The following is a 17,073-nucleotide window of genomic DNA, read 5'->3' on the forward strand; positions in this document are numbered from 1 at the left end:
CCGGCGGAAGCGGGCTCTTTGTTGTACTATGAGAAGTTTAGGTCCATATACCTTGCCTAATTCGTAATGAAATGAAAGGAAAATTAGTTTGAATATCCTATTGAAGTTTGTTCATGGAAATGGGTATATAGAAAGGGCACATTATAAAACTCGGGTTACCGCAGCATAAGGAGAAGGTACATATGATGGACAGGAAAATGAAAGAGATCTTAAAACTCGCAGGTGGAAAGGAAAACATAAAGCAGCTCACACGGGAAGACCAAGTGACAAGAATGATCTTGGAAGATAGCAGAAAAGTGGATATGTCGGTTCCTGCTGCCACTGACCTTGATGCAACAATTCGTATAACAGGTGGAGAATGTTTCTTGACCCTTAGAGATGATTCCTCCGATTATTATCGTCTGTTAAGGGACATGAGCACAGGGGAGATATCGCATGATCACCCACAACGGGAAACAAAGCGTACATACCAAAAGTCATTGTCAATCTTACATTTCATATCTGAGGTGTTCAAACCGTTAATGCCTGCCATTCTGGGAGCCGCAGTCTTGAAGATCGTGCTGGCCTTCATTGCTTTGATTAACATTTACAACTCTTCGGACCTCTCATCATTGCTGCAGAGTCAGACGTATATGATATTCAAATCCATTGGAGACAGTGCTTTTTATCTGCTGCCGATCCTGGTAGCTGTGAGTACGGCGTATCGGTTAAAGAGCAATATGTATGTTGCTGCCGCCATCGGCGGATTGATGTTTCACCCGCAAATAAGCTATATCCTGTCGGGTGAAGAGGAAGTTCAATTTATGGGTGTACCAATGGTTTCGCAGGCTGCCTTTTTCTCTGCGACCCTCTGGATAATTATGACGATCTTGGCGGCGTCCTATGTAGAAAGAGTCGTTGAACGAATCAGCCCTAAGGGGCTGAAGGGAATTTTTGCTCCAGCGTTAACGTTCGGAATCTTCGTTCCATTGGTTCTGATGGTGCTTGGTCCAATTGGTGCATGGATTGACAAGCGGATGCCGGTTGCCGTCAATTCCTTGCTTGGTGATGCGCCGGTTGTAGCTGTGATGCTGCTTGGAGCAGTATTTGCATTAATGCTGCTTGCCGGATTACATTATTGGCTCTTTCCCCTGATCCTTAATGAATTAATGGTTAACGGGTTCTCCGTTATTATTCCTGCTATGCTTGTTGCCTACATAGCTCAGGCAGGGGCGGCACTGGCTGCCGGGCTGCGCAGCAGAGAGCCCGAGTTCAGAAAACTGGCTTTTTGGGCAGCAGGAACTGCCCTTTTGGGTGTGCCGGAGCCTGCAATCTATGCCGTCAATATGAGAAGGAGAGCTTCTTTTTACGCAGCACTGATTGGTGGCGCTATAGGCGGCCTGTATTTCGGGGTTTTGTCTGTAAAATCATTCGCCTTAAGCGAATCGGCAAGTCTTCTGGAAATCCCATCCTTCATGGAAGACGGCACACTGAATGTACTGCATACCTGTATAGGTTTGCTCCTGGCATTCTGTGCTTCTGGGCTGCTTGCATATTGGATGGCAGGCAGGGCAGCGAAAAGCAAACAAGTGTAAAAAACGATAGCCCACACCATATGGTGCGGGCTATCTCTGCGTTCTTGATTCGGATTTTCAATACAAAATGGTATTTGAGAATCATTAAAATGCCAGGGAGTTGGACATTGAACAGCAGAAGGATGAGATGTCTAGCAATAGTTTAATATAGAACTCTTTCTCATAATGGGCACTATGATTTTCTGGAATATAGTTAGTTGTCTATGCCTTCAGTGATTGTTACACATAGTATGTGGAGAAATATCACGGAGGTGAGTTGATTGATAAATCGTCATGGGAAACAAATTTGTAGACGTAAATTTAAAAAACATTTGCATTGTGGTGTTAAGGTAAAAGTGGTAAAGGTTAAACCTAAAGTTGTTGTTAATGCACCACAAGGTGCTCCAGGGATTCCTGGCCCACTAGGACCGATAGGTCCCAAAGGGGCGACAGGAGCTCAAGGGATACCGGGGCCGATCGGACCGCAAGGAATTCCTGGTATACAAGGACCAGTTGGTCCTGCTGGTGCGATCGGTGCGGTAGGCCCAGCTGGCCCCGTAGGTGCAGTAGGCCCAGCCGGCCCCGTAGGTGCAGTAGGCCCAGCTGGCCCTGCAGGTGCAGTAGGCCCAGCCGGTCCAGCTGGAGCAACAGGGCCTGCCGGCCCTGCAGGGGCTGGAATATCCGATTTCCTTAGTGTTTTTCGGGCAGATCCCGGCACAGGTACTGACACAGTTCCAGGAAACGCACCAATAACTTTAACCGGGGTTTTGTCTAATGTTGGAGGTGCATTTACCTTCGTGCCGCCATCCTCAACGATAACAATCAATGAAACAGGAAGTTACTTTATCTCTTTTTCCATTCATAATCAGGGCAATGCTGATTTCAACCTTACAGTGAATGGAACCCCCATTACACCAGTGCCATTCACCGGTAATGGAGGAGGACCCATATCTGCAGAAGTTATTATTACGGTCACAACAGTTCCAACGACGATCCAGCTGGTAAATGCGAATGCAACTCCTGCACAGTTGCATAACAATTTAAATACCACTGTGACAATACTAAAACTGACTCCTTAATTCCGATTCTCAATATAGTTTATGTCATTATAAAATAAAAGTTTATGTCTTTTATCCAGTCAATAAGTCTATTTATTCCGAATGGTAGTTTGAATTACCGTGGGCTGGGGAGCAGCGGGACGATGAAGTTAAAGAACATCGCCGCTGTTCTCTCTGTTTCCGAAGCCAAGCTCCCAAAGTCTTAGTAAGAGAATCAGGATGCTTGTAGCAACATGGGGAATTGAACTTGAACCAAGAAGGACAAGGACAAGCCTCAATAAACTCGGAGCAGAAATGCCCGGAAGGGGTCAGCTGGGATAATAATTTCAAGAACAGATGAGTATCCCAAGATTGCTTTTACGGGTGAGAAAGATACCATAGGATATGGTAAAGAGTTTGGAAATGTGACCGTGGATACTGCTGGATAGCTGCATTGGTATAAGCAGATGCTTGAGAGCCTCGGATGGGACGTTGAAATGATCAGAGGAGAGGGCATAGACCACACCCAATCGAAGCAGTCGATTACCTTTCTCTAGGTGTACTTGTCCTAAGCGTCTAATGCTCGCAGCTTGCGTTGTTGATAGTCATGGATAGCTGCATATAACAGTTGCTCGTTGAAGTCCGGCCACATCACATCCGTAAACCACAACTCAGCGTAGGCAGCCTGCCATAACAAAAAGTTGCTTAAACGTTTCTCTCCACTTGTTCGGATCAGCAAATCGGGGGCAGGATTGTGGCCTGTGTATAGAAACTTTTCAAATTCTGCTTCCGAGATCTTCGAGACATCATTGTGTTCTTCCACACACAGTTTGATGGCTTGAACAATATCGCTTTTTCCACCATAGTTCATGGCGAAGTAGACGGTCATTCCGCTATTGGCTTGGGTTAGATCAACCACTTTACGCATGGCTTCCTGTGTATCAAGGGGGAACTTGGATATATCGCCAATGAATTCGACCTTGATATTATTTTGATTCAATTCGAGAACGGTAGCATCCTCTACAAATTCAATGACCAGATTAATGATATAGTCAACTTCCTCTTTGGGTCTTTTCCAATTTTCCGTTGAAAATGCATAAAGGGTGAGAGAGGCGATTCCGTTCCGGTGGCACATGCTGATCGTTTCACGCATCGTCTGCATTCCCGCATAATGCCCGGCACTTCGGGGGAGTCCTCGTCTCGTAGCCCAGCGCCCATTTCCATCCATCATAATCGCAATATGTTTAGGGAGGTAACCGTTCCAGTCTATGGTTTTCCTGATATCATGGTCTTCCTTATGTACACAGAGCCATTTCAATGTATATTCCTCCTACATGATCCGCTTGGCGAACAGGTTCAGTCTGGCTGGATGTAATACATCGGATGTTTACTACGGTTTCCAGAATTTATAATGATTATATAGGAATGGATTGAAAGTTTAAACGAAAATTGTTAGAAAGGAATATGCCTGTATGCCCACATGGACTGGTCTTTTTGAAGAAAGAACACATTTGCTAGTCCTGTACCCGCGCCCTTCAGACCAATATTCGTAGATTGGATGTCAAAACAACATATCTCGTCCATATTGTGGATTATCATCTAGGAAGTAAACAGATCCCTATCTATCTATTGGTTATCCCACAAAAGCCTGCCCATTTGCTGATTGAAAGAGCTTTCATTTCATCCGTATACTAAAGGGGTCTACTAGTTGAATGCCTTCATTAGGCGTTCATCTTCAAATAGGAAAGGATGATATGAAATGGGCAGATTAACTGGAAAAGTTGCAATTATAACAGGTGCGGCGAGCGGCATGGGATTGGCAGGGGCTCAATTGTTTGCCAGAGAAGGGGCTAAGGTTGTCGCTACTGATGTGGCTATTGAAGCTCTGGAAGAGCAGGTGCAGCACATCGTGGCAAGTGGCGGAGAAGCCATCGCGCTTAAGCTTGATGTGTCGAGTCCCGAGTCGTGGAACGCGGTTGTGAAAGAAACAGTAGCGAAATACGGAAAAATAGATATTTTGGTCAACAATGCCGGAATTCATATAGCGAAGGGGATTTTGGAGGCCGAGCTGGAAGATTGGGAGAAGGTCATGTCCATAAATGGCACAGGGGTATGGCTAGGTATGAAAGCCGTTATTCCTTACATGCAAAAGAATGGACAAGGCTCTATTGTTAATACATCGTCCATCGCTGCCATTATTGGCGGAATTGCAGACGCGCAGGGCGCAGCCTATAGTGCTTCCAAAGGCTCCGTACGTTCACTGACCAAACATGGTGCACAGTGGTTTGCGAAAGACAACATCCGGGTTAACTCTGTACATCCAGGTGCTGTATTTACCGGCATGGTGGAAAAAGCAGGCATCAAGTCACAAGTGGAGATGGGTGAGCATTACAAAAATCTCGCGCCTTTGCCTCCGCATGCCGGAGAATCCATGGACATCGCGAATGCCTATCTGTTCCTGGCTTCAGATGAATCGAAATTTATTACAGGCGTTGAGCTCCCCGTCGATGGGGGCTGGATTAGCAACTAGACTACATGATAATATGGCAGCTATTCGGAGGTACCACTCTCATGTTGAATGAGAGCTGGTACCTTTTTTATATGGGCAAGCCTGGTTTATGATCATGGGCCAGGGCCAGATTCGAGCGGTAAACCTCATTCGAGCGATTCATACGAGTAAATTCCAATAGCTGCTCAGCCATGTAAGTGGAACTGTATTTGAAATTGCTCTGTACCCAGCCCGTAATAAGACCCAGAACGGCATTAGCCTGATAGCAGGCAAGGAGTTCCTTGTCGATCCTGGGATCTGGAGATATATCCGTTAAGTCCTGCAGATACAGGGTAATGAGCGTTTCATAGAGAGTGTCCCGAAATCCCATAGGCATATGGGAATGAATAAGCAAGGTATAAAAGCTGGAATTGACAAGAACATGGTCGAAGATTTTGATGGCCGAAGCGTTCAAATCCTTGATCTCAAAATCATGGTAATGCTCATAAGGAGCCCGGTAGGCGGCGATCAGGTCATTGATCACATCGGTCAAAATCTCACGCAGCAAGTCTTCTTTGTATACATAATGTTTGTAAAATGTACTGCGATTCAAATCGGCAGATTTGACAATATCGGTAATGGTAATGCTATCCAGCGGTTTGCGTGACATCCATTCCAGCAAGGAACCCTTTAGCGCCTGTTTGGATTTGTAAATTCTTCGATCTGTGTCTGATTCGGAAGCAGATTTATGCATTACACACCCTCCTTTGCTTATCAATAATATTTCTAATATGAAGCTGATTTTTTTTGCTACAAGACAAATATGTGAAAATCTGGTGACTTTAATGGTGTATATAGCCCATGGCGTGGCATTCTCCATTATAATAAACCAAAACGGACGAGGAGATGAACTCCAGTTGAGAAAAGGGATACTTATTGCTGCCTTATTTATTATAGTGGTTGGCTTAGGAATATATCTGATTGCTGACAATGTGCTAACCAAAGAAGCAGGTTCTCCTGGATCAACCAATGTCAAGGAGCTTGTATACGATATCAGTACGGGCAAAGTCGAGACAAAATCGGCCTCGATTAATGCTACCCAGTTGGTTGTAACCGGTAAGGATGATCAAACGACAACCTATAATCTGCCTGATGAGGAGTTCTTTCTTTCCATCGCACCGTATGTGGAGCAGACTCATCCCTGTGCCATCCATAGCTTGACCGGTTGTCAGGGCGAGATGAAGAACGAGGAGTTCCAGGTCACGCTCCATGATTCCGAAGGCAATACCTATATGAAGGATGAACCGATGAAGACCGGAAAGAACGGGTTTATGGACCTGTGGGTACCGAGGAACCGCACATACCTGATTCGGGTCGTACATGATGGGAAGGTCGCTGAATCTCAGCTTTCGACCTATGAACAGGATAATACGTGCATTACCACGATGGAACTGAAATAGCTGTTTCAAGAAGAGTCCAGGGCAGAACCTGGGCTCTTTTTTTGGTTCACCCAGATGGATACCCAAGGACATAACTAAATGCCAACGCATTATCGCTTTTTAATTGACAAAATGTGATTTCTGTCGCATAATCCAAAAAGGTGATAATGATAATTATTATCAGATCAATACATACAAACAGGGGAGATTACAGTACATGAAAAAAAGCTTGAACGGACTTCTATTATTGTTGGTTTTTGCTCTTACATTAGCAGGATGCGGTTCTGCAAGCACTACTTCGAACGGAGCATCTTCGGATGCAGGTGAAGGTACAGCCTCTGACAGCTCACAAACAGAAGCAGCAGCTGGTCCTGTAACGGTTAAGCACAAACGCGGGGAGCTTACGCTGGACAAGCCGGCAGAGCGTGTTGTTACATTGGAATGGACATATACCGAAGATGTGGTTGCACTTGGCGTTCAACCAGTAGGTAATGCAGACAATGCCAACTATAAAGTCTATGTAACATCCGAAGCAGGTTTGGATGACAGCGTAACGGATATCGGAACACGGAGTGAGCCGAATCTGGAAGCTATTGCTGCCTTGAAGCCTGACCTCATCATCGCTAATGCGGATAACAATAATGCGGTCTATGATCAACTTAATGCGATTGCACCAACGATGGAATTCGATCCTTACGATGGCGACGGCTATAATTATGACAAGATGACTGAGATTTTTAATAACATAGCAATTGCCCTTGGCAAAGAGGACAAAGCAAAGCAAGTATTGGATGAACTTGATCAGCATTATGTAGAAGCGAAAGAAAAACTGGCAGCTGCGGGTAAAGAAGATTTCCACTTTGCTCTGACACAAGCATTCACGTATCAAAATGCGGCCAGCCTGCGCATGTTTACCGATAACTCCGTCGTTATTGGCACACTGGACAAGATCGGCCTGGTTAACGATTGGCAGCCCGAAAAGCTGGAAGGATACGGTTTCTCCACAGTGGGGATTGAATCCTTATCCGATGTACAGGACAGCAACTTCATTTATATTACACAGCCGGACGATGACGTTTTTGGCACAGCCATGAAAGATAACTCGGTTTGGAACGGATTGAATTTTGTAAAGGAAAACCGCATATATCAACTGGATAGCACAACATGGACATTTGGTGGACCGATTTCCTCCAAAGTGTTGGTTGATGGGGTTGTAGAGGCGATTACCAAATGAGTTCGATTCAGGGAACTAGGCCAGCTATGAACTGGCGCACAATAAGCATATATGGGGGCGGTTTATCCGCTCTCATCGTGCTTTTTTTTGTAAGCCTTTGTTATGGTGAGGCAGCCATACCATTGCACACCGTTTGGGATGCACTAACGGGAAGACAGGATACATTAGAGCACAATATGATCTGGGATCTGCGAATGCCACGTACGGTGATCGGTATTATTGCAGGAGGGGCACTGGCTGTTGCTGGAGCACTGCTGCAAACGATTACCCGTAATCCACTGGCTGCGTCAGACACGCTGGGCATTAATGCAGGAGCCTATTTTATCGTGGTGCTGGGAGCCATTCTCTTTCCGGGCTTGCTGAGTCAATCTCCTTTTTTATTTGCTGCTCTGGGTGGTTTGCTGGCTGCATTCGCAGCTTATTTCATGGGCGGCGGACGGAAATCAAGCCCGGTTCGACTGGCATTGTCGGGTATGATTATATCAATGGTGCTTGGTTCCTTTACAAGCGCACTGCATATTTTCTTCTCCATGGAGACGCAGGGACTGTTTCTATGGGGTTCCGGAACACTCGTCCAGAATGACTGGAGCGGTGTCGCTTATGCTTGGCCTTGGGTGGTCGGCATAACCATTCTGGCGTTAATTTTGTCCAGACAGTGGGATATGCTGGAGCTGGATGAATCAACGGCGTCCTCATTGGGGCAAAAGGTTGGACTCGCTCGTGCCGGTGGTTTGATCATCGCGGTATTGCTGGCAGCAGTGATCGTCAGTGTCATCGGGCCAATCGGTTTCGTGGGTCTGGTAGCACCCCATCTGGTCCGGTTGAGTGGAGTACGTTCCAACCGATTGCTGTTACCAGGTGTTTTTATCTGGGGAGCGGCTCTCCTGGTTGGTGCAGATGTACTCGCCAAGATGGTACATAACTCCAGCATGGAGCTGCCGACAGGGGCCGTAATGGCAATTATAGGTGCGCCGTGGCTGATCTGGCTTGTTCTCACGCGCATGAAGGCAGCGAACGGGGGCATGTCATCTTCAATGAGCACGGGAGCACCTTCGCGTCGCTTTGCATTTGGCCCCATGGCAGTATTATTTTCGGTTATAACCGTAGCACTAATTTTACTTAGTACAATGTTTGGTGGTATGCGAATTCCACTGGCTGATCTGCTGCCGAGTCTATTCCGATCGGATGGGCTGTTCTCCGGGATCGTTCAGCTTCGAATTCCGCGTACGCTTGTTGCTGCAGGCGCAGGGGCAGCACTGGCGATCAGTGGTGTTCTTATTCAGATGGCAGTACGGAATCCACTGGCCGATGCTTCAATTGTCGGTGTGTCCTCTGGCGCAGGACTTGGAGCAATGATGGTCATCATTTTGTGGCCAGGTCTTCCAATTTATCTGCTGCCGATAGCGGCAATCATCGGAGCAGCCGTTGCTGCAATAATTGTATTCTCCCTTTCGTGGAAGAAAGGGCTAAACCCTTCTGCGGTAGTGTTGCTGGGGATCGCGATGTCCGCTATCGCTGGCGCAGGTATTCAGATTCTGATTGTCCGTGGTGCGGTTTACGGCAGCAGCGGATATATTTGGCTGACCGGAAGTACCTATGCCCGTACCTGGGAACAGGTGAAGACTATCGGCATATTCTTAGTTATTCTGGTTCCGGTGGCCTGGTGGTTGGCTCGCCGATTCGAACTGTTGGTATTCGACGACAATAGTGCCTCAGGACTTGGACTGGGTGTGCGCCGTACAAGATTGCTGGCCATGACCACAGGTGTCCTACTTGCAGCGGGTGCTGTCGCTTGCGTCGGGACCGTCGGGTTTATCGGCCTGATTGCACCACATATGGTTCGGCTGCTAACGGGACATAAGTTAAGACGATCGATGTTTTTGTCCGCACTCGCCGGTGCAGTTATGCTGGTGCTGGCTGATACGATCGGCAGAACGGTCATGGCACCGACAGAGATTCCATCAGGAATACTTATTGCACTCATTGGAACACCATACTTCCTTTATTTAATGTACCGCTCTAACTGGCGCAGAACGTTAAAGTAAAAACGAATTTCAGTCGCGAAATACGATTGAAAGCAGCAAAAAAGCCCGCTGATGCAGCGGGCTTTTTTGGTGTTTATTTATTGATCGCTTGGATAGGAGTCAATAAACTTCAAATATTGCAGCATTCGGTTCAATACACTCGCCGCCTGAGCTCGGGTCGCCATATCTTTAGGAGAAAACATGTGGGCTGGAGTACCTTCCATCAAGCCGGCTTCCTTTAAAATGGACACAGGTCCGGAAGCCCACTCTGAGAGAGTTGCTTGATCGGCTAGCCCAGCCAGTGTATCAATGTTCGGCTGAGACGTGATCCCTGCAAACTCCAATGCACGCACGATGACTGCGGCCATCTGTTCACGGGTAATCGATGCATCCGGTCTAAACAATCCATCACTAAAACCGTTGATTAAACCTGCAGCCTGTGCAGTGCCTACGGCTCCAGCATACCATTGCTCTGATGTGATATCGGTAAATACGGATGCTGTCTGTTGCTCAGGCAACCCCATGGAACGGACAAGCAATGCCGTGAATTCGGCACGTGTAACCTGTTTCTCTGGCGCAAAAGTTTCATTGTTTACACCCTCGACAATGAATTTGTTCGCAAGCCTTTCGACGTCTGAGCGTGCCCAGTGATCCTTCAAGTCCGCGAAGACATGATTTGAAGAGAGGACTGCAAATGTGCTGTTTTGAGGTGTAGCAATGATTGCTCGAACCTGCTGGGCGTCATTTGTGAACAGGGAAGGAGCAAAGTGCATCTGATGCCCTGTATCAATCCACACGGCTGTTGTTTTATCGGGATCAACCTGCCAAGGAAGTTGAAGGGTCCGTTTGCTATATCCGTTATTGAAGCCCTCTACCTGCTTCCCATCGATGTAAAGGATGAAATCCATGGGGCTGCCTATAAGTTCAAATCCCTGCTCTCTCGCGGCAGTAATCAGGGTGCTGACCGTGCCGGGAGAGGATTTTCCAATCCCTAGAGTAACCGTCATGTCATCAGCCAGTGAGGGTAACGTAAGGAGGGGCAGCTCATAGCTTCCGCCATTGACTTCAAAGGTTACGCTAGATCCTGCTTCCTTCTGCAGCATACTTCGCAGTAATTCTCCCGGCAGTTCCAGGAAAACGACAGGTAATTTCGTATCGAAGCGAATCAGCATTCCTGACCTTGCACTGTCGAATGCTTGCACAAGAAGAGCCGCATCAGGCTGGAGTCGAATCGCGGCCTGACCGTCAGGAGCGGTCTCTGTCAAAGCTTTTACCTGCATATCCAGTCCGTTAACTTCCAGCTTGGCTGCAGCTGAATTTGCGACTGGCGCCGGAGTACTTGAGGTACCGGATGTTGATCCAGATCCTGAAGATGGTGAGGATGATGGAAGAGGGACGGGTGACGGTTCAGGCTCAGGCTGCTGGACTGCAATGGGATTTAACGTAATCTTGTCCGTATCCACGGTCTGCTCTGCCAGTACGTCTACGCTATGTTCTGCGGCTTCATAGCCCTCTGCGCTTATGATGAGAGTTCGGGTACCGACAGGAACCTGATCCAGCTTAAAACGTCCCTGACTGTCTGTTAGTACACGAATACTATCCCCAGAAACGGAGGCACCCTCCAGTGGTGTCATTGCTGTACCATATACAGAGCCAGTAACGGTTCCCACCTGGGAAAATACAGTGATGGTTGCCGTTGCCGTAAGGGAGCCATCTTCGGATGTAACCGTAATAATAGCCGTACCTTCAGCCACAGGCTGAACCACCCCGTTCTCGTCAACGGTGGCGATAGACTCATCGCTGGTGCTCCAGTAGAGTGTCTGGTTGGTCGCGTCTTTCGGATCAAAGACAGCGATCAATTTAGCCGAAGATCCACCTGAGGTCATATCCAGTCTGGATGGCTCCAGATGAATACCACTGACAGGGACGAACTGGCGAATATGCTTTTGCTCCAGCACGAAGCGCTGCCACGCCTGAATGCGATAGTCTCCCTTATTTTCATCGTCTGTCACTTCAAAAAGGATCACAACCTGCCCTGGACTTGCGGCAGGAATATCGGTACCGGAAATATAGGGTACTGCATCCTCGGGCAACGCATCCCCAACCAATGGAGGATTAGTTCCCTTAGGGTTTAACACGTAGGCAAAGGTATGACCTTCTTGTATAGGAGCTATTGTAATGCTTGTTGCTCCTACTTCCAGTCCGGGCTGAACCGATACATCCGCAATTCCTGGAGCCTTCGTTACAACGACAAGCTGCATAGAGCGTTCAATTGTGGCTGTTCCGCCATCCGACAGCGAGAAGTTTACGGTGTACGTGCCAGATTGTGTCGGTGTCCCTTCCAGCTCACCGGAAGGGCTTAAGCTTAATCCTTGGGGAAGTCCGGAGGCAGTCCAGGTAAGTCCTGCACGCGCTCCGTCATAGCCCGCCAGAGCGGTAGAATAGGATTCATTCCGAACCGCCTGCGGCAGTTCGGTTGTCAGGATTTTGGGGCGCAGATAAGGATAACTGTTGTTGATCGCAGGATGAATGTTCCAGGTATCTGTAAAATCCCATCCTGTATAAGTAGCCTGCTGCTTCATTTCTCCTGTTGTTTTCCCATAGATCTCTACTGTGCTCTGATATGGATCACTTGCTCCCACACTCATACCCGTTGTCATTGTGTCGTAGTATGTATCCGTTATGTTTGTTTTGTACACATATCCACCGATCGCACCCCATCCAGAGTAAGATCTGGGATTCAGCGTAGAGATTTCGCCAGTCGAATAAGTATTTTTAACTACATTCCGTTGATCTGACGTGCTTAACTGATAACCTACAATTCCTCCAGCATACACATGGGAGAGGGGAAAGTTTTCGACAGGATCGTTACTTAGATTTCCGGTAAAGTAAGATTCGCTGATGCTACTCGTACTCAGGGAACCTACAAGTCCACCTCCATGTAAGTTGTAAGATTCGCTTATACTGATGGAAGCAGCAGAGGAAGAATGAGACAGAAGTGCATTGTTCAGTACTCCTACGATGCCGCCTCCAATGCTGACATCATTAGAGAACTGCCCGCTTATAATGGTTCCTTCGGTATAAACATAATCAATGCTTCCTCCGGATTGGTGGCCAACAAGTCCACCTGTATAGGTGCCCCCTTTTATATTTACCTTCAGGTTAATATTTTGAATGTGACCCTTGGCCTCCCCCAAGAAGCCGTTCAATAGTCGGGTGTCGTCGTCTATGGCCAAGCCTGTGATCCAATGACCCTGTCCGTCCAATGTCCCACTGAACGGCGCGTAATCGTTGCCGCCAAAAGGAATCCAGTTTATCCCCAACAGGTCGATATCCGCGGCCAGGCGAATGTTTTCCGTCAGATAAAGTTCCTGATTTTGGTTGATATATACGAGCTGCTCTCTGGTAGATACCTGGACCCAGCCGTTCTCAACAGGAGGGATGTCAGTTGGCCCGTCATGTTTTCCTTCTGCATTCACAGAGGTGTACACTCCCATATGTCCCGCAATTATGATGATGGCAAGCAGGATTTTCATCACGGTTAAGCTTTTCTTCATTAAATTTCACTTCCCCTTTAGTATCCAGTAATAAAATTTAGTTGTAACCGACAAGAATTGTAGAATCGTGACAATTCTGTGTCAATCAAAAACTAGTATAATATATTTAAAGTAACATGCTGTCTCGTTATTGTCTCAAAATTGAAACGGAAAGTAGTGTCTGCATGAATCCAAAATCAGAGAACAAAAATCTGCCTGCGCCATACATTGTCGGTTTTGCTCAGGAATTGCAGATGTTGACCAATTGGCTTGCTTCGTTTAATGTCGAATCGCAAATTTTTTCGATTTCGGGAATTGGAGGTATTGGCAAGACGACACTGCTCACGGAGATGGCGGCAGAGGCCAGGCGATGTTCAACAGTTACGTTGTGGTTGGACGGACAAATCTGCCTACAGACTCCAGGTGCTTTCCTGTCTCATGTGGAGATGAGTTTGGAGACGGAGTATGGCCGAACACGTCCGGCAGATACCCCACTTCTTGCACATGTTGTTGCAGAGTTGACCCATCAACGCACCGTAGTGGTAATCGATAATTGTGAAAAGATAGATCGGATTGATAGCTGGCTGTTATCCAGGCTGCTTCCCCTGCTTGCAGCAAGCGAATTCTTGCTTATTGTGGCTTCCCGGGCAGGGCTGCCCGTTCAGTGGAATACAAATCCTTTATGGGTCAATCGCATTCATTCATTTTCTCTGGAGCTTCTTACCCGTCAGGAAGTTCACGAATATGTTCAATCAAGCGGTTTGCCACTTCAAGTACAGAAGGATATCGTACATAAAATAGATGGGCACCCACTGCTGCTTGCGCTGACAGTGGATATGCTGCGCCGTAAGGGGAGGGAGCGAGAGGAGTACGAGCATCAGCTTCCCCGCATTTTGAGCGCAGAGATACTCAAGGAAGCGACCTCTCCCTATATGTACGAGGCTTTACAGATGCTGTCGCTGTTTCCGGCAGCGGATCAGACGATGTTGAATCAGTTGTTGGATCATCCTCTTAGTGCAGTAGATTACATGGCATTGAGTACGTTATCCTGTGTCCGCCCAGGAGCCGGAGGTCTTTCTCTGCACCAACTGGTGTCCCGGATGTTAAGGGAGGATTACAAGACGCGCGATCCCGGCCATTATCAGTTGATGCGTTCACGGGCACTGGAATTGCTTGCGGAGCGATACCCTTCCGTCAACAAGCTGCTGCAAATGCAGATTGCGGCTCACACGTTGGAGCTGTACCGTGAACAATTGCCTACCGCCCATTCTTATGCGGATTTCTCAATTGCACGTCAGCGGGAACAGGAACAGCAGATGGTGTTTGAGTCTGATGACCTTCCTTACCTGCAACGATTTCTCGCAGCATCACTATCACGTTCGGATTGGCAATCGGAGCTTATCGAGAACGGACAGTATTCCTCATTATTGGATGATATCGCCAAGCATGTGCCAGAGGGCATACGGGTTATACGGAATGCAGACAGGGTGCCTTTGGCATTCTGTGCTGGACTTTGGCTGCATGCCAAAACGGTGTCTATATTGGAGCAATATGCCCCTAATGAAATGAAAATGTTGGGTGAGGCAATCCACTTGGCACGCAGTCTCCCCCCTGAAGCAGCTGATACGATATGCATACTGCTAGCTGCGGTAGACGTAGAACAGGCGTCTTATCGCCCTGAGGAACTGGGTGGCATGCTGTTTCAATCCTGGCTAATTGATGCGATGAACGGGCTTCGTTCAATAATCCCCACTGCGGACAGACAGCTAAACACACTACTGCCTCATTTGGGATTTGAAGAGCTGACGATGACAGCTCAACCTAATGCTTGGGATGATATGCACATATGGGAACTGGATTTCAGGCAGGCGTCCTTTGAGGTCTGGGTTCGGCGTATTCTTCGACAAAAAGTCCAGACTTCAGGCTTCATCGCTCAGGAGGTACCTCGTGTCTTGTCCTGGAATGAAGTCAGACAAATGCTTCAACATATATATGATGATACGCTTCTTGAAGAGATGGCTACCTTAAAAGCAATGGGATGCGGAGGAGTAATGGTACGGGAGTTGGTTGTGAGTATCCTTTATGCTGATCAGCCAACCGATCCGCTTACTGCACTGGGGCAACGCATACTTAGAGAAAGCTACTTGCATAATAACTATCGCAAGACCGAGTTGGCAGAAGCTTTACATATGAGCCGTGCAACGTTCTACCGGCATTTGCGGCAGGCTTACAAACAATTGGGCCATGTGATTATGCAGAGATGGATGGAACTGAAATGAAAGGAAGGCTGTAGCCATTTTCAGATGATGCCGAACGGTTCAACTCGGTTCCTTCATACCTAATCCAGTGGATGAATTTTAACTATTATATCCAACTAAAAAACGCGAGCATGCTCCTAATCCAATCGGTTGCAGCTCGCGTTATTCACTTATCCTAGATTGCGATGAGAATCCCACTGTCTCCAACTGACGTCACTGCTCGGTGAAGATGCTCATTATCCTGCACCAGTGCAAGTCTGACATATCCTTCACCTGAAGGACCAAATGCACTTCCAGGCGTAACGATGACGCCCGCCCGGCCAACCAGATCCATGGCAAATTGCTCGGAACTGTCATAATGAGCGGGAATCCGTGTCCAGATAAACATCGTGGCATCAGGTTTCGTTATATCCCACCCGAGTCTGCTGAATCCTTCGCACAGAATGTCCCGCCGTTCCTCATAGATTGCCCGCACCCGTTCAACATCACTCTGATCACCTGTAATGGCAGCAATCGCTGCCTTCTGAATCGGGAGAAACATGCCGTAATCCATGTTGGATTTCAGCTTTTTCAACATGGATACGATCGTTGCGTTGCCCATGCAAAATCCGATTCGGGCCCCGGCGAGCCCGTAGGTTTTGGACAGCGAGTTGAATTCTACACCGACATCCATGGCACCAGGGAAGGCAAGAAAACTTCCGCATAATTTCCCGTCGAACACGAGCTCGCTGTACGCATTGTCATGGAGGACGATGATGTCATGTTTTTTGGCAAACGCGATCAGGTCCAGGTAGAACTGCTCCGGTGCCATTGCTGTTGTTGGATTGTTGGGATAGGAGACCAGCATGAATTTGGCTCTCTGCGCTATGTCCTCGGGTATCTCTTCCAGCTGAATGACATAATGATGTTCTTCCTTTTGAGGCATGTAATACAGCTCTGCTCCCGCCAGAAGCGGCCCGTCCGCGAAAACCGGATAACAGGGATCCGGAACAAGGACAAGATCGCCTTCATCCACGATGGATAATGAGATATGTGCCAGACCCTCCTGTGAGCCAAGCAGGGAGCATACTTCGGTTTTGGGGTCCAGATCGACATTGTACCTGCGTTGATACCACTCACTGACAGCCTTCAGCAGCTCACTCTGGTCATTGATGGCATAAGTATAATTCTGTACATCTGCTGCAGCCTCACATAAAGCCTGAATAATATGTTGCGCTGGCGGGGTGTTGGGTGCGCCTACGCTAAGATCGATGACGCCCAATCCCTGTTCCAGACGTTGTCTCTTAATTTCAGATAATCGGGTAAATATGCCTTCATTAAAATGGTTCATTCGTTTGGCAAATTGCATGCTGCGTATCCTCCAGTCTGTTCAAACGCTTATATCTATAATAGATGGGCGAGCAGCAAATGAGAAGAGACGCTTACGAACTCTGTTTATGTAGGGTAAATCGCACTTCTCATGCCGGTCTTCTTCATTTACAATTACAGGAAAACCAGATGGAGG

The 17,073-nt window shown here is 47.6% G+C and carries 11 protein-coding genes; 7 read left to right on the forward strand and 4 right to left on the reverse strand.

Annotated elements, in window-relative coordinates; all coding sequences use genetic code 11:
* The first annotated feature begins 182 nt into the window (after positions 1–182).
* Both HP552_RS21225 and HP552_RS35455 read left to right on the forward strand, forming a co-directional pair.
* A complete protein-coding gene (locus HP552_RS21225; RefSeq protein WP_175397379.1) occupies positions 183–1,574 on the forward strand; it encodes a PTS sugar transporter subunit IIC in 1,392 nt (463 codons plus the stop codon).
* Positions 1,575–1,909: 335 nt separating this feature from the next.
* Positions 1,910–2,632 carry a collagen-like domain-containing protein gene (locus HP552_RS35455; protein WP_312884326.1) on the forward strand — a complete coding sequence of 241 codons (723 nt, stop codon included), beginning with the start codon at positions 1,910–1,912 and terminating at the stop codon, positions 2,630–2,632.
* A 526-nt stretch (positions 2,633–3,158) separates the two neighbouring features.
* Here the strand turns inward: HP552_RS35455 and uppS are convergent.
* Positions 3,159–3,908 carry an undecaprenyl pyrophosphate synthase gene (gene uppS / locus HP552_RS21235; RefSeq protein ID WP_175397381.1) on the reverse strand — a complete coding sequence of 250 codons (750 nt, stop codon included), beginning with the start codon at positions 3,906–3,908 and terminating at the stop codon, positions 3,159–3,161.
* A 441-nt stretch (positions 3,909–4,349) separates the two neighbouring features.
* Between uppS and HP552_RS21240 the strand changes: the two genes are divergently transcribed.
* Positions 4,350–5,120 (forward strand): SDR family NAD(P)-dependent oxidoreductase, encoded by a 771-nt coding sequence (locus HP552_RS21240; protein WP_175397382.1) that lies wholly within the window; start codon positions 4,350–4,352, stop codon positions 5,118–5,120.
* 67 nt (positions 5,121–5,187) lie between these two features.
* Here the strand turns inward: HP552_RS21240 and HP552_RS21245 are convergent, their stop codons facing one another.
* Positions 5,188–5,832, reverse strand: a complete 645-nt coding sequence (locus HP552_RS21245) for a TetR/AcrR family transcriptional regulator (RefSeq protein ID WP_175397383.1) — start codon at positions 5,830–5,832, stop codon at positions 5,188–5,190.
* A gap of 163 nt (positions 5,833–5,995) precedes the next feature.
* Between HP552_RS21245 and HP552_RS21250 the strand changes: the two genes are divergently transcribed.
* The 3 genes from HP552_RS21250 (at position 5,996) to HP552_RS21260 (ending at position 9,796) form a co-directional block, all read left to right on the forward strand.
* A complete protein-coding gene (locus tag HP552_RS21250; protein ID WP_175397384.1) occupies positions 5,996–6,538 on the forward strand; it encodes a CueP family metal-binding protein in 543 nt (180 codons plus the stop codon).
* Between the two features lie 196 nt (positions 6,539–6,734).
* A complete protein-coding gene (locus HP552_RS21255) occupies positions 6,735–7,751 on the forward strand; it encodes an ABC transporter substrate-binding protein (RefSeq protein WP_175397385.1) in 1,017 nt (338 codons plus the stop codon).
* Positions 7,748–9,796: an iron ABC transporter permease gene (locus tag HP552_RS21260; protein ID WP_175397386.1), complete on the forward strand. Its 2,049-nt coding sequence runs from the start codon at positions 7,748–7,750 to the stop codon at positions 9,794–9,796. Before HP552_RS21255 ends, HP552_RS21260 begins: the two co-directional genes overlap by 4 nt.
* 77 nt (positions 9,797–9,873) lie before the next feature.
* On the opposite strand, the gene HP552_RS21265 is transcribed toward HP552_RS21260, so the two are convergent.
* On the reverse strand, positions 9,874–13,332 hold the full coding sequence (locus HP552_RS21265; RefSeq protein ID WP_175397387.1) for an S-layer homology domain-containing protein: 3,459 nt from the start codon (positions 13,330–13,332) through the stop codon (positions 9,874–9,876).
* Positions 13,333–13,496: 164 nt separating this feature from the next.
* On the opposite strand from HP552_RS21265, the gene HP552_RS21270 reads away from it, so the two are divergent.
* Positions 13,497–15,590: a bacterio-opsin activator gene (locus HP552_RS21270; RefSeq protein ID WP_175397388.1), complete on the forward strand. Its 2,094-nt coding sequence runs from the start codon at positions 13,497–13,499 to the stop codon at positions 15,588–15,590.
* 154 nt (positions 15,591–15,744) lie between these two features.
* Here HP552_RS21270 and HP552_RS21275 read toward each other — a convergent pair whose 3' ends face one another.
* On the reverse strand, positions 15,745–16,917 hold the full coding sequence (locus HP552_RS21275; RefSeq protein WP_175397389.1) for an aminotransferase class I/II-fold pyridoxal phosphate-dependent enzyme: 1,173 nt from the start codon (positions 16,915–16,917) through the stop codon (positions 15,745–15,747).
* Between the last annotated feature and the right edge of the window lie 156 nt (positions 16,918–17,073).

The organism is Paenibacillus xylanilyticus (assembly GCF_013359935.1).
Lineage (GTDB): Bacteria > Bacillota > Bacilli > Paenibacillales > Paenibacillaceae > Paenibacillus > Paenibacillus xylanilyticus.